The organism is Rhodococcus sp. 21391 (genome assembly GCF_016772255.1).
GTDB lineage: Bacteria > Actinomycetota > Actinomycetes > Mycobacteriales > Mycobacteriaceae > Rhodococcus_F > Rhodococcus_F opacus.
On sequence record NZ_CP063782.1, the window covers coordinates 635,785 to 654,564 of the forward strand.

The following is an 18,780-nucleotide window of genomic DNA, read 5'->3' on the forward strand; positions in this document are numbered from 1 at the left end:
AAGATCCGCGGTCGTCGAGTCCACCAAAGGATCGAAACACGGACTTGTCCTCTCGCACTGTGTGCTTGCCCGATCGTTCCCGCCGGGGCTCGGCCGCTGGGGCCAGATGTCCTAGGCCGGCAGGCTTCCGGTCTCGAGGAAAATGACCCGCCGCCGATCTCAGCAGTGTGGTCACAGAATCGTTCGTAGAAGCGGCCGAGCAGAGTGATGTCGACAGCGGCTTGTACCCCGTGAGGCCATTGCTCGGCTTGGGTGATCGTTTACTCTCGGCTATGTGCACGGCGAGTCCACCCATGCGTCGTAGGTCGCCGACAGCACGAGGCCGCCGACCATGACACGCAGATCATGCGCGACGGGCGCCTGCAGCGGGAGCAGCGAGAACGCCCGCTGCTCCCAGGTCGTGGCGTCATTCTCGAGTGCTCCGCTCGCGTCGATGACACGCTCGGCCAGAGTGAGGTCCGCATCCAGCAGCGCGTTCGTCGCATCCGACACCGCGGTGACGGTCAGCGCGCATGTCGCGGCCAAGCCACCGGTCAGCCCGTCGATGCTATCCGCGAATCGTGTGCGCATCCGCTCACGGTCAGTGGGCACTGTGCGAGCGTCGTCGGGCGTCCCAACATCGTTTACCACCTCCACTGCACCGCGTGTGCATCACGCGCAGCGGCGGGTGATGCACCAGTGCCTGCTGCTTTCGCGTGTATGTATTGAGATGGATTGAATCGACGGTCGTCATCGGGCAGCCGTGTTCCTCTCGTCGCAACGAGCGTCGAACGGGAACAGCGCAACGATCGGTGGGCTGCAGGATATGGATAACGAGGGGACTATCCACGCATCTCACGACCCCACTCATGGTCTCCGTCACCGCCTTGGGCGATCAGCACGATGGCCAGGATCGTGTAAAGAATCACCGCCAGAAGGAGTAGACCGCCGGCGATCCACAGCGACAGTTGCCCGAGCCGGCGCACCCGGCGGGAGGCGTCCACGGCGCCTTCGACGTCGCCGCTCGCCCACCGTGGATACACATCGAATGCATGGTTGAAGGCGGAGAAAGCCAGCGGCCAGAAGAACACGAGCGATGCCACGGCCCAACCCGCATTGCTGCTGGGTCTCGGTTCGGCGGGGTCGTCGGCGCCGCGCTTGGCTGGGGGTTCGTTCGCGGCGCGGCCGGTTCGGCAGGTGTGGATTCTGGTGTCGGCGAGACCATGATGGACTCAATGTCGGTCGGGATCTGCCTGACGGTACGGGACCTGTGTTGAGAATTCGCTGAGAAGCCAGCCGATTCCGTTCTAATACCATTGCCGTGCAACAACGTTGCGGAGGTTAGGACGTCCTCGGAGGCCGGTGTCCTCATCGGGGATGAGGCGGAGACGAGCTGTCGATGCTCTCGGGTTCGAACGGAGGCCGTATTCCACACGTCGAGGATGCGTGAGAAAATCGCCCGCTTGCCTGCTGCGGTGGGGTGCAGGGGCCGCGTGAACGGCTGGGAGATGAGCCATCACGACCGTTCGTGGACCGGTTCGCGGTCTGCCACGGTTTCTTGGTGGCGGATGTGGGTGTAGACGATGAGCGCCAGCAAGATCACGGCGAGCACTGCCGATGAGCCCACCGTCCCCAGCGCCAATCCGCCTTTGTCGTGCGGCTTGCTGAACAGGTCCCCGACCGTCGCACCGAGCGGGCGGGTCAGCACGAACGCAGCCCAGAAAAGGACAGTGCCGGAGGACGTGGTGAAGTAGTGGGCGCCGAGGATCAACGCCATCACGGTGCCGATCAGGAGGGCGCCGCCGGCGAAGCCGAGACCGGAACTGTCGGCGAGGAAGTCGCCGAGCGAGGTGCCGAGGGTGTTGGAGAACAAGATGGCGGTCCAATAGAGCAACTCGCCTCGGAAGGTGCAGATCCGTTCGACATCGAAGGTATCGCCGAACCGACTCCAGATGGCGAAGACGCAGGCCAGGCAGGTGATGAGAATGAGTGCGCCCTTGGCGTAGCCGAGTCCGGCGGAGCGGTTGAGGAAGTCGGACATGGTAGTGCCTGCGGTGCTGGTGGCGACGATCACTGTCCAATACAGGGCGGGATGAAACGTCTTGGCCTTCAGCTGGGTGACGAGGCTGACGAGGAACAGTCCGATGAACAACACCGAGGCTGCGGCGTAGCCGATGTTCAGGGTCTGGGCGAGGAGATCACCACCGGTTTCGCCGAGCGTGGTGGCGGCGATCTTCATCACCCAGAAGATGGCGGTGATCTGGGGGAGTTTCTTCATGATTGCTCCAGTCGCTGTGCGCGGCAACGGTCACTGGGACGCTCGCACGATGCGTGGTGCGGCAGCACGAGTGCTGGTCATTCATACATCTGCGGTGCCCCCACGGTTCTGTGCTGGTCGGGTGGTGCAGGTCGAACTGGTCGACGCTGGGGTGTCGGCGGGGCTCGCCGACACGTCCGGGATGGTTGTGCGCGGCTGCGCCGACGGAGTCGCGACGTCGTCGGGTGCGCACCGCATTGATCAGCAGCGGCACCAAGGAGACCACCACGACCGCGATCAGGATCACCTCGATGTGGTTGCGCACGATCGGTATCCCGCCGAGAAGGTATCCCAGGACGGGTACGCCCGTACCCCACAGCACACCCCCGATGACGTTGTAGGTCACAAAGGTGCGGTAGCGCATGCCGGAGGCTCCCGCCATCACCGGGGCGATGGTCCGGGCGACCGGTACAAATCGCGCGAGGAGGACGGTGCGCGGCCCGTAGCGGTCGAAGAAGCGCCGCGACTGCTCGAGCTGCTTCGGTCCCAGCCTCGTCGCGCTGGGACTGTCGAACACCGCCGGTCCCACGCGTCGGCCGATGAGGTAACCGACCTGATCGCCCAGGATCGCAGCGACAGGTATGGCGATCACCGGCACCCACAGGGGCGCGAAGGGCTGAAGTTGGGCGGCGAACACGCCGGCGGTGAACAACAGCGAGTCGCCGGGCAGGAAGAAGCCGACGAGAAGCCCGGATTCGACGAACACTGCGCCGAGAACGCCGAGCAGACCGAGGGCGCCCAGCAACGTCGGCACATCCAGGATGCCGATCCCCCAGTGCCATGCTCATGCCGCGGCCCCGTCGTCATCGCGTGGTTGCTGACGGCCATTCCGGGCGATGACCGGACAGCCAGCAGGCACCGGTCTCGGTTGCCGCGAACGCCGACGCCAACTCCCGTGTCCTCCAGGACTTGCAGTGTCGATGCGCCCGGGCCCCGGCGACGCTCGCGCGACGGGCTCAGCCATCCGTCGCGGCGAACACCGCTGTGCCTGCGACGAGCAGGGCCAGCGGTAGCACGGTCGTGCTGCACCTCGGTGAGCAAGGTCGTGGGCGCCGCCGCGCAGCCTGCCGAACCGGGCGAGTCGGCGTCGAAAGCGCGACGGTGTCAGTGCGTGTCTCACGCCTGCAGTCTTGGCGCGGGGTGCTGTGGTGACGCTGAGGAAGCCGCACACTCTCAGCCAGTATCGGGTGTGACCTGGAGTTTCGTTCATCGGTGAGCGGTTTCTCGGCGAGTCCACACTGGGCTGGGGCCACCCTCGCAGTAATAGCCGGCATGAGGGCAGGAGTGGGCCATGACGTCTACCAAGGACAGGCCGGTTCACCCGCCGACCTCGCCGCCACCACGTCGGCGCGCCGGTCGGCGGACAGCGCGCCGGATCGTCGGCGTGGCCGTGACCACCATGGTCCTTGCCGCCGCGATGTCGTATGCCCAGGCGTTGCTGGCTCCCGGTTACGCGACGTGGCAGGACAAATCCTCCTCGTGGCTGCGCGACCACGGCGCCGCCCCATTACTGAACCTGTACGAGAACTGGCTCTACACGCGGCATCCGCCGTCGAACGCGCAACCCGACCTGAGTCAGCTCGCCCCCTCGTTGCACGTTCCCGGTGTTCCCGGCCGGGACGCAGCAGCCGCGACTGGCCCTGCCGCTGCTGCCGCACCCGGCAAACACGCCACCGGTCATGTGGTCACCGGGTCGTGCCGGCCCGGAAGGCACGCCCTTGTCTTATACCGCGGTGTTCCAACCCGATGCCGCGCACCGCGGCGTGGTCGCCGGTGCGCGGCAGACCTCTGCGCGCGGGGTGACGCTCATCTGATGGAGGGCACCGAGCAGCCTTCCAGTTCGCCAAACCCGGCAGACGCTCGGGTGCCGGTGGGTGATGCCGTCGTTGGTTGCCGCGTTCAACTCGGGTTTCAAGCTGAAAGACATTCGTGGTGGCTTCCATTGGAACGGGATCCTGGTGCGGCCACTGGTCGACGGACAAGCATCGGTGGTCATCGACGACTGAGGTTGCCCCTCGGGAGTGGACACCGGATTTCATGCGGCGACTGACAGCGTAGACGACGCGATGAGTCGTTGTTCGAACTCCACTGGGGTGAGGTATCCGAGGGCGGAGTGACGGCGACGTCGATTGAAGTACGAGAGCCACTCGAACAGGTCCAGCCGTGCCTGCGACTTCGACGTCCAACTCCGTCCGTGCAGCCACTCCCTCTTGAGTCCTTGGAAGAACGACTCGGCGAGAGCATTATCGTAACTCGAGCCGACCCGTCCTCGACTTAGCTGAATCCCATGACGGCGGCATACATCGACGAAAGCTGCTGCGGTGTACTGACCAGGCTCAACCGGTGGAAGCAACACCTCGATAACGGAGGTGTGGGAATGGGACGACCACCCGGGTGGGCAGCAGCGTTGACGGGGCGTGCGGTGATGCGGTCACCGGGACGGCCTCCGATACGCCGAGATCTAGAGCGGGCATTCTGGACGCGGATCGCCGAGGGTCTCACGAGCGACGACGCAGCGACCACATGCGGCGTGTCGGGGCCGGTGGGGACACGGTGGTTCCGCCAGGCTGGTGGGATGCCACCGATCGAGTTGACCCCGGTCTCGGGGAGGTACCTGTCGTTCACCGAGCGTGAGGATATCGCGCTGCTGCGAGCCAAGGGTATGAGTATGCGCGACATCGCTGACCGGATCGGACGGTCACCGTCGACGATCTCGCGGGAGTTGCGGCGGAACGCCGCCACCCGCAATGGCAAGCTCACATACCGAGCGTCGACCGCACAGTGGAAGGCCGACCTCGCCGCGAGGCGCCCAAAACCAGCGAAGCTCGCCGAACACGATCGGCTACGAGAATATGTGCAGGACAAACTGTCTGGTGTGATTCGTGCCGACGATGGAACCGTGGTGTCCGGTCCGGATGCCGCTTGGATTGGCCGAAACAAGCCTCGGCGCGGTGATCGTCGGTGGGCGACGGCGTGGAGTCCGGAGCAGATCTCGAATCGCCTACCGATCGACTATCCGGAGGACCCGACGATGCGCATTTCACCTGAGGCGATCTACCAATCGCTCTACATCGAGGGTCGCGGCGGCCTGGAGCGGGAGCTCGTCGCGTGCTTGCGCACCGGCCGGGCGCTGCGAAAGCCTCGTGCGCGAGCACGGAAGCAGCGCACCGGATTTATCACCGAGGAGGTGACCATCAGCGCCCGTCCGGAGGAGGTCGAGAGCCGGAAGACGCCGGGGCATTGGGAGGGCGACCTCATCATCGGTCTGACCCGGTCCGCGATCGGCACGCTCGTCGAGCGCACCAGCAGATACACGACTCTACTACACCTGCCGCGACTGAAGGGCTATGGAACAGCGGCGATGGTGAAGAACGGGCCGGCGCTGTCCGGATATGGTTCGGAGTCCGTTCGTGATGCTCTGGCCGCGACGCTGTCACCGCTGCCCGAGCATCTACGCAGATCCGTGACGTGGGATCGCGGAAAGGAACTCGCGCGTCATGCCGAGCTGACGGCATCTACGGGTATCCGTGTCTACTTCTGTGATCCGTACAGTCCATGGCAGCGCGGAACGAATGAGAACACCAATGGGCTGCTGCGACAATATTTTCCGAAGGGAACTGATCTGTCCCGATACAAGTTCCGTGAGCTTCAGGCGGTCGCCGATGCGCTCAACAACCGCCCCCGAAAAGTGCACGGTTGGAGAACTCCAGCGGAAGTGTTTGCCGAACAGGTACACTCGTCCTCACGGCACGGTGTTGCGACGACCGGTTGAATCCGCCCTGTGATCCGCGGTCGCTGTGGAAGATAACGCCACCGACGTCACCACCGCGGGTGCGCACCGCCATCTCGATCGCGTCCGTGACGAGATCGGTGCGCATGTGGTCAGCGATCGACCAGCCCACCACCCGGCGTGAGAAGATGTCGATCACCGTGGCCAAGAACAACCACGAGGATCCCACCGGGATGTAGGTTATGTCCCCACACCACTTGGTATCGACAGCCGTAGCGGTGAAGTCTCGCATCACCAGATCCGGCACCGACGGAGCCGACTTGTCCGCGACGGTCGTGCGCTTGCTGCGGCGCAGGTGCCTGCCCACCACGTGGTGGATTCGCATCAGCCGGGTCACCCGTTTGCGGTTGATCTTGCGTCCGCGGGAGCGGAGTTCGGCGTGAACCCGCGGGGCACCGTAGGCGCTCCGGTGCTCGGCATGAATGGCGCGGATCTCGGCGACCGTCGCGGCTTCCTCGGCCTGGCGCTCGACTCGGGCCGGCTCCGTGATCAGGTGCTTGTAGTAGCCGGAACGGGAGGTCCCGAGCACCCGGCACAGCCGCTGCACGCCGAACTCGGCGCGATGGTCGGAGATGAAGTCCCAGCGGCGGGTCTTCACTTCACCTCCTTTGCGAAATACGCGGCCGCCCGGCGCAGAATCTCGCGTTCGAGCTGCCATTCCTTTTCCGCACCGCGCAGCCGCGCATTCTCCGCGCGCAGCCGCGCGAGCTCGTCCGCCTCGGTCCCGTCGGCGCCGGTACTGCGGTCCTGCGAGCGCGCGTTACGGGCGGTGTCCTTGCGGACCCACGTCCGTAGCGTTTCGCCACTGACGCCCACATCCGCGGCCACCGCCGCGTACGTGCGTTTGCCGTCGGCCGCGCGATACAACGCGACCGCGTCTTTCCGGAATTCCTCCGTGTACAGAGACTGGCGTCCCACCTCGACATCCCTCCTGGCTCTCCTAGAACCATTGTCCGGGGTGTCCACTCAAAGGGTGCAGCCTCACGACGGCGGGCACATGACGATCGGCCAATGGGCCGGGATGCCGGCATAAACGACCACATGGTCGCGGTCCGGCAGAACCTCGCCCTCATAGTCGATCTGGTCGAGGGCCTCGTGGACGGCGAAGCCGCGGCCGCGGCCGCGGCCAGTGGCGGCGGTGGCGTGCGAGAGCAGAGTGTCCTTCGCCGGGCTGCGGACCGACTTCCCGACCCGTTCGGCGATGACCAGAGCACATGCCACAGGGCGGCGGCGATCCCGAGGAAAGGGACGGCGATCACGGTGAGCGCGTATCCGGCGATGGTCCACGCCGAAGACTTTTGGGTGCGGTCGACCAGCGGCCCGGAGACCAGCCGCAGCATTGGCGCGCAGCCTCACCGACTCCGGTGACGATACCGACGACGAACGCGGTCGCACCCAACGACGCCAGCAGGGGGCCGGTGATCGACAGGGCACCCTCGTATCCGACGTCCGTGAGCAGGCTGATCGTGCCGAACGCGAACACGACCCGCAAAGCACCCATCGGCCGGCGCACCCTCCCGGCAATGCCCACCGTTCGGACGGGTTTCGGGACCGGCGCGTGGGACCCGCGCCGGGCGTTGGAGGACCTGTCCGCGGGCTCGGACGGCGTCATTCACGCTCCTGGCGGTACGGGGACGAGCAGGACTGGGCGGTGGGCGTGGTGGACCAGTTTTGAGGACACTGATTCACCGAGGAACCGTTCCATCAGCGACATCGCCCCGCCGCGGGAGGTGCCGATGATGATCATCAGGGCGTCGTTCGCTTCGGCGATGGTGGTCAGCAGCTGTGCCGGGTTGCCCTCGCGGGAGTAATAGGCCCAGTTGCCGGGCAGGGCCGCCAGCATGGCGCTCGCCTCGGTGCGCTCTTGCTCGACGGCGTCGGCGAAGCGCTGCTCCCAGTCGTCGCGGTCCGGTTCGATCGGGATGTCGTCGATGTCGACGATGTGCGCGACGTGCACGAACGCGGTCAGGCGGCCGGCGAGGTCCATCGCGTAGGTCAGGGCGGCGTGGCTCGCCGGGTGCCGGTCGAAGCCGACCACCAGATGACACACCGCCGGGGTGGGCGCCGGCGGGCCGTCGACGCGCAGCGGGGTCCGCCAGTCCCGCAGCGTCTCTCGGGGGGCGGGGTGGTTGTGGTTGTTTTGGGTCATTGTGTTCTCCTCACACCCTCGCTTCTAGATCCCGGCCAAGGCCAGACCCGCCGCGCCGGCGGCGACGGTCACCAGCAGGGTGCCGACCGCGTTGGTGACACCGGCTGCATACCGTCCGCGGTGGATCAGCCGCACGGTCTCGAAACTTGCGGTGCTGAAGGTGGTGTACCCACCGCAGAACCCGACACCCACAATCAACTGCACCTCGCGCGGAACACCGTGAAAAAGGACCAGGCCAACCACGAACCCGAGCAGCAAAGACCCGGTCACGTTGATCGCCGCCGTCGCCCACGGAAACTCAACGCTGCGGCGGTGTTTGATCGCCCCATCCACAACGAACCGGGCGATCGCCCCCACACTGCCGGCGCACGCGATCCACCACACCATCACCGTTGCTCCTCCCGCCGCGACCGCACCTGCTCCCCGACCGCGATCCCCGCGATGGTGGCCACCATGCCCGCGAGCACCGTTCCGGCCGCATAACTTCCCGCCGCCCACCACTGATGGCCGCGCAGGAGCAGGTCGGCATCCACCGCGAGGGTGCTGTAGGTGGTGAACGAGCCCAGCACCCCGGTGCCCACACCCAGGCGCACCCGCTGACGCCACGCCGTGTCCGGGCCGAGCCGGGTCAACGCTTCGAGCACCAGCCCGAGCAGGAACGCACCGGCCACGTTGATCACGAATGTGGTCACCGGCCATCCACCCGCGGCCTGGGGGAACCACACACCGAGCTGATAGCGAAGCGGGGCCCCGAGCAAGCCCCCACCACCGACCGCCGCGATCGCCGCCGGGCGAACATGCAACGGGCCGGGGGTACGGGGTGCGGTATCGGGATCGACCGGCAAAGTGGGATTCGGGTCGCGGCGACCGTCCACGGGCACACTCCTTCCACGAAAGGGAAAAGGAGCCATCAGCCTCGGGTGAGGCGGTTCAGACGACCCCTCGCAGGGTGTCGTGGCGGAGATCCATCGCCGAACAGGATCATAACCGCCGTCTGGCATCGGACGTAGACCTCCGTCGGTCCGCTCAGGAGAACCAACACGGGAGAGCCTCACCACGGCGGCGGGGCGGCGAGCTGCCGGGTCAGGGTGCGCTCGCTCACGAGGAACTCGCCGTGGGCGTTCGCTCCGCTACCGTGGCGTCGTGACTTCCACTGTGGACGTACTGGCCTACATTCCGAGTCCGCCTCAAGGTGTCTGGTATGTCGGACCGGTGGCCCTGCGCGCGTACGCGCTGTTCATCATCGTCGGGATCGTCGTCGCGATCGTGTGGGGTGACCGTCGCTGGGTCGCCCGCGGCGGCGAGAAGGGCACGGTCCTCGACATCGCCATCTGGGCGGTGCCGTTCGGCCTGATCGGCGGCCGTCTCTACCACGTGATGACCGACTGGCCGACGTACTTCGGGGAAGGCGGCGACCCCGTCGACGCCCTGAAGGTGTGGCAGGGCGGTCTCGGCATCTGGGGTGCCGTGGCGCTCGGCGGTGTCGGAGCCTGGATCGGTTGTCGTCGCCGCGGCATCCCGCTGCCTGCGCTCGGCGATGCGGTCGCGCCCGCGATCCTGCTGGCGCAGGCGATCGGCCGGCTCGGAAACTACTTCAATCAGGAACTCTACGGTCGCGAGACCGACGTGCCGTGGGGGCTCGAGATCTTCGAGCGGCGCAACGACCTGGGCCAGGTGTCACCGCAGCTGATCGACGGGGTGTCCACCGGCGAGGTCGCGTTCGTGGTGCATCCGACGTTCCTGTACGAGGCGCTGTGGAACGTGCTGATCGTCCTCCTGCTCGTGTGGGTCGATCGCCGCTTCCGTATCGGTCACGGCCGCCTGTTCGCCCTGTACGTGGCCGGGTACTGCGCCGGCCGGTTCGCGGTCGAGTTGATGCGCAGCGACTATGCGAGCCTCATCGCGGGTATCCGGGTCAATTCGTTCACCTCCGGCCTGGTGTTCGTCGCGGCCCTGGTGTACTTCTTCGCCGCGACGAAGGGCCGTGAGGATCCGGCGGAGCTGCAGTCGACGCACGGTGATGCTGCGAATACGCGGCAGCCCGAGTAGGCGGAGCCGACGACCGGCGAGACGCCGAAATCGGAGGAGAAGGCTCCCGAGGGGGCGTCGGGAGACAAGGCTGTGAGTGCGGACGCCGAGTCCGGAGCGAAGACCGACGGCAGCAAGACAGACGGATGACGCGACTGACTGAACCGGCCGACCGCCGCGCTTACCTTACTGACCTCTGGACCGATAACTCGCAGACCTTGCGGCACTTCGGATACCGCAAGCTCGAGGCATCAACAGGGCGACAGCGACGATTCGCCCATTCTGTCCAGATCGACCGTCTCGGTGTCGTTCGTACGTGTGCTCGGCCTTGCCTTTGCCGATGCTTACCCACGGGACGGTCCGCGATTGCACTCCCACCGTGTCCGTCTTGCGCGGTGACGATGACCGTGACCCGCATCGTTCTGTCAACTTGTCAGCGCAGGGGTTCACGTCGGACGGCTCCATCCGGGCAGAAAGCGAGGCTGTTAGGGCGTGTGGTCAATGCGCGAGTGGGGTCGTCGGCTGACCGACACGGTTTGTAATTGGGTGCCCGAGCAGTCAATCGGTGTATCCGGGCTCCGGCAGTTCGGGCTTTTTCGTGCTGTGCGGGGTCGTGCCTCGGACCGGAAGGTGGACGATGGCGGTGGCGCCGCCGTCGGGGTTGGTGTCGATGTGCACAGTGCCGTGGTGTGCGGTGACGATCTCGGCGACGATGGCCAGGCCCAGTCCGGAGCCTCCGCTGCCGCGGGCGCGGTCGCGTTGCAGGCGGAAGAATCGCTCGAATACCCGGTCTCTTTCGGTCTCGGGTATTCCGGGGCCGTCGTCGGAGACCTCGATTCGGGCGGTCACACTATCGGATGACACCCGCACACGGACGGTGGTGGTCGCGTAGCGGGCGGCGTTGTCGACGAGGTTGCGCACCACCCGGGAAATCTGGGTGGCATCACCTCGCACCTGGACCGGTTCGAGGACGCAGGAGAACGTTGCACCGCCCTCGGCGCGTTTGCGGTGCACCTCCGAGGCGACGACGTCGTCGATGTCGACGTCGACGATGCGCAGGGGCAGTCCGTGCTCGTCGGCTCGTGCGAGGAGCAGCAGGTCGTCGATGAGGTGGTGCATCCTGGCGGCCTCGGGGAGCAGGGTGTGTTCGACGAGCGCGGTGTCGAGCAGTTCCGGTCGATCGCGTCCGATCTCGAGCGCTGTGGTCACCGTCGAGAGTGGGCTGCGCAGCTCGTGGGAGGCGTCGGCGACAAAGCGGCGTTGCGCGTGCTGGCCGGATTCGATCCGGGAGAGCATCGCGTTCATGGTTTCGGCCAGGGCGGCGATCTCGTCGTGCTGGGTCGGTACCGGGACGCGTTCGGCGAGATCGGAACTCGAGATCGCGGCGACCCGGGTACGGATTTTCTCCACCGACCGCAGCGAACGTCCGATGAGGGCGTAGGTGGCGAGGGCGGCGACGGCCACGATGAACGGGGCCCCCAATGCCACCAGAACGGCAACGGTTTTGATGGTGTTCTCGATGTTTTCCACACTGGTCGCGACCACGACGGTGTACCGGCCACCGACCCCGGTGGTGGTGTACGCACTCACTCGTAACCCGTCGGTGCGGGGGGCGGGCCGCGCGCCATGAACGAGCGCACCCTCGGGCGGTCGCACCGCGGTGACCGGTTCGGTGGGGCCGGCGGCGGAGGACCGCACCACCCGGCCTTGGGGGTCGATGACCTGCACCAACGTCACCCGTGGGTTGACGGACACGGTGGCGGCGTCGAGTTCGTCCGGGGTATCGAGCCGCAGCTGGGCACTGACTTCCTGGATCCGGGCGGCGGCAGCATCGTCGGATGCCGAGATCATCGACCGGTACAGCACCAGCGTCAGCGCGATCGCAGCGAATCCCACGGCAACGGCCACGACGACGCCGGCGATGATCGCGGATCGGATGCGCAGCCCCCACCTCCGCGGATGCAGCAGGGGCCAGATCCCGTCCATGGGCTCCATCTTCGATCATCGCGGTGTCGGCCGTGGGCGGGCGGGAAGATCCGCCCGCCCACGGCGGGTTCTACCGGCCGGGGGTGTGCATCCCGGGGGCATCGGGTACCTCCGGGCCGGTCTGATCGCCCTGCTGAATGTTGTCGTTGTCGACGGCGCCGGGGGTATCGCATTCCGGTGTATCGGGTACCTCCGGGCCGGTCTGATCTCCTTCCTGAATGTTGTCGTTGTCGACCGTTCCGCAGGCGTCGGGGACGTCACCGGGTTCCGGCGTGTCCACCACCGACGGCGGATTCGGCGGCGGCTGGGCGGTGTTGGCCGCGGCGATGCCTCCGCCGATCGCGGCGGCGGCGGAGACCGCCGCGGCCGTCGCGATGAGTTTGCCCTTGAGGTTCATGGTGTCGTCCTTCCCGTACTTTCAGCCGATCTGACTGTTACGACCAGGCTGCCCAACCGGTGCTGAGAGGTCGCTGTGGGTGGCTGAGAGACCGCCGAGAGGCGCATCCGAACGCCGTTTCTCAGAGCTCGCGTAGCACGGTCAGCGGTGAGCGGCGCGCGATGCGACTGGTGGTGGTGGCCACGACCGCGGTCACGACGACGACCGTGGCGGTGACCGCGCCCAGATACCCCCATGGGACGGTGAGGGATTCGGGGGGTGGGTCGAAGACGCCGGTGAGTATCTTCACCAGCATCTGCGACAACACCGCGCCGAGCAGCCCACCGGCGGCCAGCCCGCCGACGACCAGGACGGCCGCTTCGGCGACCACGAACGCGCGCAGGTGCCGGGGTTGGGCGCCCAGGGCGCTCGCGATGGCGAAACCCCGTCGCCGCTCCGCCAACCCCAGCGCGAGCACCAGCGCCCCGGCGGCGGCCGCTACGACGACACCGTAGCCGAGTTCGATGCGGGTCAGACCGGCGAGATTCACGGAGGTCAGGCTCGAGCCCACCGTGGCGCGGGTGGTGGTGATGTCGGTGACCGTCGCGCTCGTGCCGACCACGGCGCGGATGCGGTCGGCGACCGCGGTGGTCTCCCGCCCGGCGGTGTCGACGAGGAACGCGCCCACACTGTTATTTCCGGTCTGCTGGGCGATGTAATCGCCGTTGGCGACGAAGAAGCTGTCCTTGGGTGCGGTGGGGAATTCGGTGACCACTCCGACGTAGAGGAACGGCACCGGGACCAGCTGGTGGGTGCGGCTGTCGGGCAGGCGCAGGTTGAGCGTGTCACCCGGGGCGAGTTGGAAATCCTTGACCGTTTCGGCGCTGACCAGGACGGAGTCCGGGTGCACGGCAAGCTGATTCATCAGCTCGGCCGCGGTGCCGCCCTGAAAGTAGCTGTTCTGCAACGCGGTGACCGTGGTGATCGTGCTCGGGTTCACCCCGTAGAGGTCCTGGAGGTCGGCGCCGATGTAGGCGAAGCGGTGCTGGATCGGTTCGACCGCGCGGACACCGGGCACCGCCGAGAGGGCGGTCGCCGCGTCCGGCGGCACCGGGTTCCCGGGTGATTCGGTCACGGTGACGTCGGCCCCGTTGGTCAGGTGTGCGTCCACCTCGGCCTGGGCGCGGTAGGTGGCGTTGAAGGTGGCGGTGGAGATCGCGAAGGCCAGCGCGAGCGCCAGCAGCACGATGCCGCGGGCCAGGGAATGTCGCTGCCGCGAGATCGAGTTCGCGACGGTCGGCGCCAAGGGTCCGGCCAGCGGCCGCAGCGCGGTACCGACGATCCGTCGGCCACCGCCGAGGATCAGATCGGCCAGCCGCCAGATCAGCAGGGCGGCGCCGACCCACAGCAGGGCGGGGGCGGTGAACGCCCAGTACGACACGGAGATCGTGGGCACCCCCTCGGGGGCGAGGACGAGTTGGTAGTTGTTGCGGCTGGTCGACCAGAACAGCACACCCGCGGCGGCGAGGAGTCCGATGTCCAGCCCGGCGCGGGCCCAGCGCGGGCTGCGCCCGGCGGTCAATGTGGCGCGTCCCGCGGTGACGGTGAGGGCGCGCAGATCCCGCCGCGCCGGCATGAGGATCGCGGCGGCGGCGACCGCCAGTCCGGTGGCCACCGCCGCACCCGACCAGGCGAGCGCTGAGGTGGCGGTGGCACCGAACCGCGCCGAACCGAACAGCATCACGCCGACCGCCGCGGCGGCGGCCAGACCTACCGCGCTGCCCCCGACCCCGACGGTGACCGCCTCGACGGCGGCCAGGCGCAGAAGTTGCCTGCGCGAGGCCCCGCGGGCGCGCAGCAACGCCTGCTCCTGGCGGCGTCGCCCCCGCCCGGCGTCGACGACCCCGGCGGTGAACAGGCCGGCGAGGATCGCGGCGGGCAGGCCGAGGAACAGAAACAGCACCTGCGCGTAGGCGGCATCGGACCGTGCGGCGCCCAGGCTCGCCCCGAGGTTGTCCCCGACCAGGGCGCCGCCGACGCTGCGGGCCTCGAGATTGTGCGCCGCCGCGGTCACCTCCCGATAGGCGGAGGCCGGATCCGCGGGCAGGGCGTGGTCGAGGACGGCATGGATCTGGGTGCCCACCAGGTCCGGCCGCAGAGCAGCAAGCGGATCGAACAGGACGTGCCACCGCGCCTGGTCGAGCAGGAGCACGTTATCGGGCGGGGCGACCGGTTGCGCGCCGGGCGGGGCGCCGACCTTCTGAAACAGCGAGTCGGCCTGCGGCAGATCGACCACGCCGTCGACCACCACCGGGACCGTCGGCAGCCCGGCCCGACCCACCTCGACGGTATCTCCCGGTTTCACGTGCAGATTCGCCGCCGTCTGCTGCGCCACCAGCACCCCGCCGCCCGCCCCGGCCAGGGTGCGCACCGCCCCGGGGAAGTCGGTGCGGTACCCCTCGGGCAGGCCCAGGACCATGCCCGGTCCGGTGGTTTGGGTGCTTCCGCCGCCGGTCGCGGTGAACCCGTTGGTTTGGGCGAATCCGACCGGGACCGCGGCGGTGACCCCACTGGTGGCGCGGACCAGGTCGAGCACCGCGCTCGGGGTGGTGGCCGACCGGACCTCGACCTGCCAGTCGACGGCGACGGTGCCGGCGGCGCGGACGGTCATCGAACCCTGCGCGGTGGTGAGGAAGATCCCGATGCCGGCCAGCAGGGCGACCGCCGCCCCGATCCCGCCCACCGTCGCGGCCAACCGGGCGCGCCGCCGCCGCAGCAGACCCCGAACCCAGATCCCGATCATCTCGCGCCCCCGCCGGTCTCTGGTGGCCCGAGGCCCGGTGGTTCGGTCCCGGACCGCGCACCGGTGTCGAGTCGCCCGTCCCGCATCGTCCACCGCCCGGTGAGTAGGCCCGCGACAACCGGGTCGTGGGTGGAGACGAGTACCGCGGCATCAATGGCCTCGGCGGTGTCGAGGAGCACCGAGAGGGTGGTGCGTGCGGTGTCGTGGTCGAGTTGCCCGGTCGGTTCGTCGGCGAGGATCAGGGCGGGGCGGGCGGCGAGCACCCGCGCGATCGCCACCCGCTGCGCCTGCCCGCCGGACAGCTCGTCCGGCACCTTGTCGGCCAAATCCCCGATCGACAGCACCTCGAGCGCGCGGCGGGCACGGGCCCTCGCCCGGTCCGCCGACTGCCCGGCGAACAGCAACGGCAACGCCACATTCTCGATCACATTCAAGGCAGGCAGCAGGCTCGGGCCCTGAAACACCACGCCCACCGAAGCGGCCCGGCCACGGCGCAGGTCGGGCAGCGCCGGCCATCGCAGGCTGCCGGTGGTGGGGGTGTCGAGTCCGGCGATCAGATGCAGCAGCGTGGTCTTTCCCGATCCGGAGGGCCCCATCAACGCGATGCGTGCGGATCCGGGCAGCTCGAAGCTCGCCTCCCGAAGGGCGATCACCGCGTTCGGGCCGGCGCCGTAGGTTCGGCCGAGGGCGGTGCCCTCGACCACCACCCGCGGCGCGGGGGCTTCTCCCGCAGCGCGGGTGCCGTTGCCGGTCATCGGCGCACCCGCCCGTCCTCGAGGGTGATCACCCGGGCCGCCGCGACCGCCACCGCCGGGCTGTGGCTGGCCACGACGATCGCGGTGCCGCCCTCCGCGGCGGCGGCGAGCAGGTCGAGCACCCCCGACTCGGTGACACTGTCGAGTTCTCCGGTGGGCTCGTCCGCGATGAGGACGGTCGGCTCGTTGGCCAGGGCGATCGCGAGTCCGGCGCGGGCCAGCTCGCCCCCGGAGAGCTGGCTCGGGTAGGCGGGGGCGCGGTGGCCCACTGCCAGCGAATCCAGCAGTGCCGCTCCGCTGGTGCGGGTCCGCCGGCGGGCGAGGCCCCGCACGAGAGTCAGGTTCTCGGCCACCGTGAGGTGTTCGAGCAGGTTCGCGTTCTGGAACAGCATGCCGACGTGCCGGGCCCGGATGCGGGCCCGGACCGGTTCGGGCTGGTGACTGATGCGGCGGCCGTCGATGTGCACACTGCCGCCGTCCGGGTCGTCCATCCCGGCCAGGCAGGCGAGCAAGGTGGATTTTCCGGATCCGGACGGGCCCACGACCGCCACGAACTCGCCGCGACCCACGGTGAGGGAGACTCCCTGCAGGGCAAGGGTTTCCTCCTCACCGGCGCGATAGAACCGATACAGCGTCCGCGCCCGTAGGGCGGGCGGCCCGGACGGCGACCCGGTGCTCATCACATCACGGCCATTGCAGCGAATCGGTGATCGTGCGCCACGGGTCGACATTGTCGGTGCCCTGCGGCCCGGACAAGGTCACAACCACTTCGGTTCCGTTGTGCCAGAACTGATACCGCTCGACCGCTTCGGTGACGGACTTCCCGGTCACCGGGTTCGGCGCCGACGCCGCCTGATAAGTGATCAGGACGGCCTGGCCGGCCCGCCGTTGGACGGCAGTCACCGTGCCCGCACGGTAGCCGGGGGTGCCCGCCGCGATGCCGGGCAACTCCTGGGAGATGACCGACTCGACGGTCGGCGCGGCGGCGCGGTCGCCGGCCTGGACCCGGACGGTGTTGTACTTGTCCGTGAAGACGGTCTCGGTGCCCGCGGTGCTGCGCGACCAGCCCTCGGGGACGGAGATGGTGAACCGGTCGCCGGCCGGGGTGAACGGCACATACACCTGGTTGTCGGGGATGTCACCGGCCGGATTGGACTCGGGGGCGGTGGCATTCGGTGCGGTGCTCTGGCCCGGGGAGATGGGTGGCGGATTCTGTGAGCAGCTCACGGTCACCATCACCAACACCACGGCCAGGAGACCGGTTCTCAGGGCGGTGCCGGCGCGGTTGCCGATGTGCTTCATGATGGTCTCCCGAACACCCTCGGAGTACGGGTGCTGTGGTGGCGGTTGGTGTTGTTGATCGATGCGCGGGGTGCACCGGAAGATGTCGAGACCGCGCGGACCGCTCGATTCGGGATCATCGTGGTGTTGCCTGGTTCTGCGCTGTGCGGAGAGAGGTCGAGATGCTGTGCGCGGATCACCACGGCGGACCGTGATTGTCGGCCGGCGCGGCGCGCCGCGGAGCCGGATCCGGCGGTCGCTGAGCTGGTCCTCGATGCTGGCATGCGATCACCCGGTCGATATCGGTCGGTGCTCGTCAGCGACAGGATGTGGCATCGGTGGTGTGTCCGAGGGCCGACCGTCCTCGATCCCCGAGATCTGCACGGCTGAAATCGGCACGGCTGGGGCGCCGGTCACCTCTGCGGCCCGCCCGGGTGGGCGGCGGGCCGCGAGGGCGGTGACGGCGCAGGATCCGGCGGCCACGACCGCGCCCCCGAGCAGGGCTCCACCGAGCACGTCGGTCAGCCAATGCACCCCGAGGTACAGCCTGGTCGCCGCGACCACGACCACGACCAACACCGCCAGAGTCCCGGCCAGGGCGCCACGGGCCCGGCCGGGCAGCCCCGCGCCGGTCACGATCAGCAGGGCGCCGGCGAGGGCCACGATGCCGGTCACATGCCCCGACGGAAACGACCAGTCCGTCTCGGTGACGAGTTGGGAGGCAGTGGGAGGTCGTGAGCGGGCGACGATCATCTTCACGATCGTGCTGGCCGCCGCGGCGACCGCGACGATACCCACCACCAGCACTCCCGGCTCCCATGATCGCCGGCGCCAGGACACCAGGGCGGCGGTGACCACGGCCACGAGCGCGACCCCCACCGGGCTGGCCGCGTCGGTGATTACCACCGCCGCCGCGGTTACCCCGGGGGAGCGATGCGCGACGAACCAGTCGAGTGTCGCGGTGTCGGCGCCGGTCACCCAACCGGAGAGGCGAACCTGGACCGCCAGGAGGGTGAACATCAGCAGCAGCGCCGCGACCCGCACCGCGCCCCACCCACAGACCGTCGTGACCGTGGAATCGCCGCGGCGCCGATTCCACCGCTCGGCCCCCAGCGCCACCGTATAGGCCAGCACGCCCACCGTGAGCATCCAGATCGCGATCTCGGCGGTGGCCGCTTCGGTACGAACCTCGTTGATCACCAGGTCAATTGCGTCGCGCATTCCGGGCATGCTTCCAGTGTCGTGTTCGGCCGCTGTGAGAACACTGAGAGCGTGCCCTGGTCCGTCCGGAATTGGGCTCTAATGGAAGAAACACC

Annotated in this window: 16 protein-coding genes and 4 pseudogenes; 3 read left to right on the top strand and 17 right to left on the bottom strand. The window is 68.2% G+C overall.

Annotated elements, in window-relative coordinates; all coding sequences use genetic code 11:
* Positions 1-111 precede the first annotated feature (111 nt).
* The 4 genes and pseudogenes from GO592_RS37670 to GO592_RS37685 form a co-directional block, all read right to left on the bottom strand.
* Positions 112-570 (bottom strand): annotated as a pseudogene (locus tag GO592_RS37670) (phosphate signaling complex PhoU family protein).
* Between the two features lie 251 nt (positions 571-821).
* Entirely contained in the window at positions 822-1,082 is a 261-nt protein-coding gene (locus GO592_RS37675) for a CD225/dispanin family protein (RefSeq protein WP_012686827.1), read from the bottom strand.
* A 413-nt stretch (positions 1,083-1,495) separates the two neighbouring features.
* A complete protein-coding gene (locus tag GO592_RS37680; protein WP_012686828.1) occupies positions 1,496-2,257 on the bottom strand; it encodes a COG4705 family protein in 762 nt (253 codons plus the stop codon).
* Positions 2,178-3,050: a DedA family protein gene (locus tag GO592_RS37685; protein WP_012686829.1), complete on the bottom strand. Its 873-nt coding sequence runs from the start codon at positions 3,048-3,050 to the stop codon at positions 2,178-2,180. The genes GO592_RS37680 and GO592_RS37685 overlap by 80 nt, the downstream gene beginning before the upstream one ends.
* A 1,123-nt stretch (positions 3,051-4,173) precedes the next feature.
* Between GO592_RS37685 and GO592_RS46080 the strand changes: the two genes are divergently transcribed.
* Complete coding sequence (locus GO592_RS46080) at positions 4,174-4,302, top strand: hypothetical protein (RefSeq protein ID WP_258085249.1); 129 nt, start codon at positions 4,174-4,176, stop codon at positions 4,300-4,302.
* A 29-nt stretch (positions 4,303-4,331) separates the two neighbouring features.
* Here GO592_RS46080 and GO592_RS37690 read toward each other — a convergent pair.
* A pseudogene (locus tag GO592_RS37690) lies at positions 4,332-4,625 on the bottom strand (integrase core domain-containing protein); the annotation flags it as partial.
* A gap of 48 nt (positions 4,626-4,673) precedes the next feature.
* On the opposite strand from GO592_RS37690, the gene GO592_RS37695 reads away from it, so the two are divergent.
* The gene (locus tag GO592_RS37695) at positions 4,674-6,068 is read left to right on the top strand and encodes an IS30 family transposase (protein WP_043827253.1); all 1,395 of its coding nucleotides are present in this window, start codon (positions 4,674-4,676) and stop codon (positions 6,066-6,068) included.
* A gap of 7 nt (positions 6,069-6,075) precedes the next feature.
* On the opposite strand, the pseudogene GO592_RS37700 reads toward GO592_RS37695, so the two are convergent.
* The 5 genes and pseudogenes from GO592_RS37700 to GO592_RS37720 all read right to left on the bottom strand — a co-directional run.
* Positions 6,076-7,004, bottom strand: a pseudogene (locus tag GO592_RS37700) (IS3 family transposase); the annotation flags it as partial.
* Between the two features lie 159 nt (positions 7,005-7,163).
* A pseudogene (locus GO592_RS37705) lies at positions 7,164-7,587 on the bottom strand (MFS transporter); the annotation flags it as partial.
* Between the two features lie 111 nt (positions 7,588-7,698).
* Positions 7,699-8,235 (bottom strand): universal stress protein, encoded by a 537-nt coding sequence (locus GO592_RS37710; RefSeq protein ID WP_007296124.1) that lies wholly within the window; start codon positions 8,233-8,235, stop codon positions 7,699-7,701.
* 24 nt (positions 8,236-8,259) lie between these two features.
* On the bottom strand, positions 8,260-8,625 hold the full coding sequence (gene crcB, locus GO592_RS37715) for a fluoride efflux transporter CrcB (RefSeq protein ID WP_012686833.1): 366 nt from the start codon (positions 8,623-8,625) through the stop codon (positions 8,260-8,262).
* Positions 8,622-9,110: a fluoride efflux transporter FluC gene (locus GO592_RS37720; RefSeq protein WP_007296122.1), complete on the bottom strand. Its 489-nt coding sequence runs from the start codon at positions 9,108-9,110 to the stop codon at positions 8,622-8,624. Before GO592_RS37720 ends, crcB begins: the two co-directional genes overlap by 4 nt.
* Before the next feature lie 268 nt (positions 9,111-9,378).
* Here GO592_RS37720 and lgt point away from each other — a divergent pair, with 268 nt between their 5' ends.
* A complete protein-coding gene (lgt, locus tag GO592_RS37725; protein WP_012686835.1) occupies positions 9,379-10,284 on the top strand; it encodes a prolipoprotein diacylglyceryl transferase in 906 nt (301 codons plus the stop codon).
* 537 nt (positions 10,285-10,821) lie between these two features.
* Here the strand turns inward: lgt and GO592_RS37730 are convergent.
* The 7 genes from GO592_RS37730 to GO592_RS37760 all read right to left on the bottom strand — a co-directional run bounded on the left by GO592_RS37730 (position 10,822) and on the right by GO592_RS37760 (position 18,685).
* A complete protein-coding gene (locus GO592_RS37730) occupies positions 10,822-12,249 on the bottom strand; it encodes a HAMP domain-containing sensor histidine kinase (protein WP_007296120.1) in 1,428 nt (475 codons plus the stop codon).
* A 70-nt stretch (positions 12,250-12,319) separates the two neighbouring features.
* Positions 12,320-12,646, bottom strand: coding sequence for a hypothetical protein (locus GO592_RS37735; RefSeq protein WP_007296119.1), 327 nt, complete (start codon positions 12,644-12,646; stop codon positions 12,320-12,322).
* A gap of 121 nt (positions 12,647-12,767) precedes the next feature.
* Positions 12,768-15,428 carry an FtsX-like permease family protein gene (locus GO592_RS37740; protein WP_007296118.1) on the bottom strand — a complete coding sequence of 887 codons (2,661 nt, stop codon included), beginning with the start codon at positions 15,426-15,428 and terminating at the stop codon, positions 12,768-12,770.
* Complete coding sequence (locus tag GO592_RS37745) at positions 15,425-16,183, bottom strand: ABC transporter ATP-binding protein (protein WP_007296117.1); 759 nt, start codon at positions 16,181-16,183, stop codon at positions 15,425-15,427. The genes GO592_RS37740 and GO592_RS37745 overlap by 4 nt, the downstream gene beginning before the upstream one ends.
* Positions 16,180-16,863, bottom strand: coding sequence for an ABC transporter ATP-binding protein (locus GO592_RS37750; protein ID WP_007296116.1), 684 nt, complete (start codon positions 16,861-16,863; stop codon positions 16,180-16,182). Before GO592_RS37750 ends, GO592_RS37745 begins: the two co-directional genes overlap by 4 nt.
* 4 nt (positions 16,864-16,867) lie before the next feature.
* Positions 16,868-17,485 (bottom strand): hypothetical protein, encoded by a 618-nt coding sequence (locus GO592_RS37755; RefSeq protein ID WP_007296115.1) that lies wholly within the window; start codon positions 17,483-17,485, stop codon positions 16,868-16,870.
* Between the two features lie 267 nt (positions 17,486-17,752).
* Positions 17,753-18,685, bottom strand: a complete 933-nt coding sequence (locus GO592_RS37760) for a phosphatase PAP2 family protein (RefSeq protein ID WP_007296114.1) — start codon at positions 18,683-18,685, stop codon at positions 17,753-17,755.
* Between the last annotated feature and the right edge of the window lie 95 nt (positions 18,686-18,780).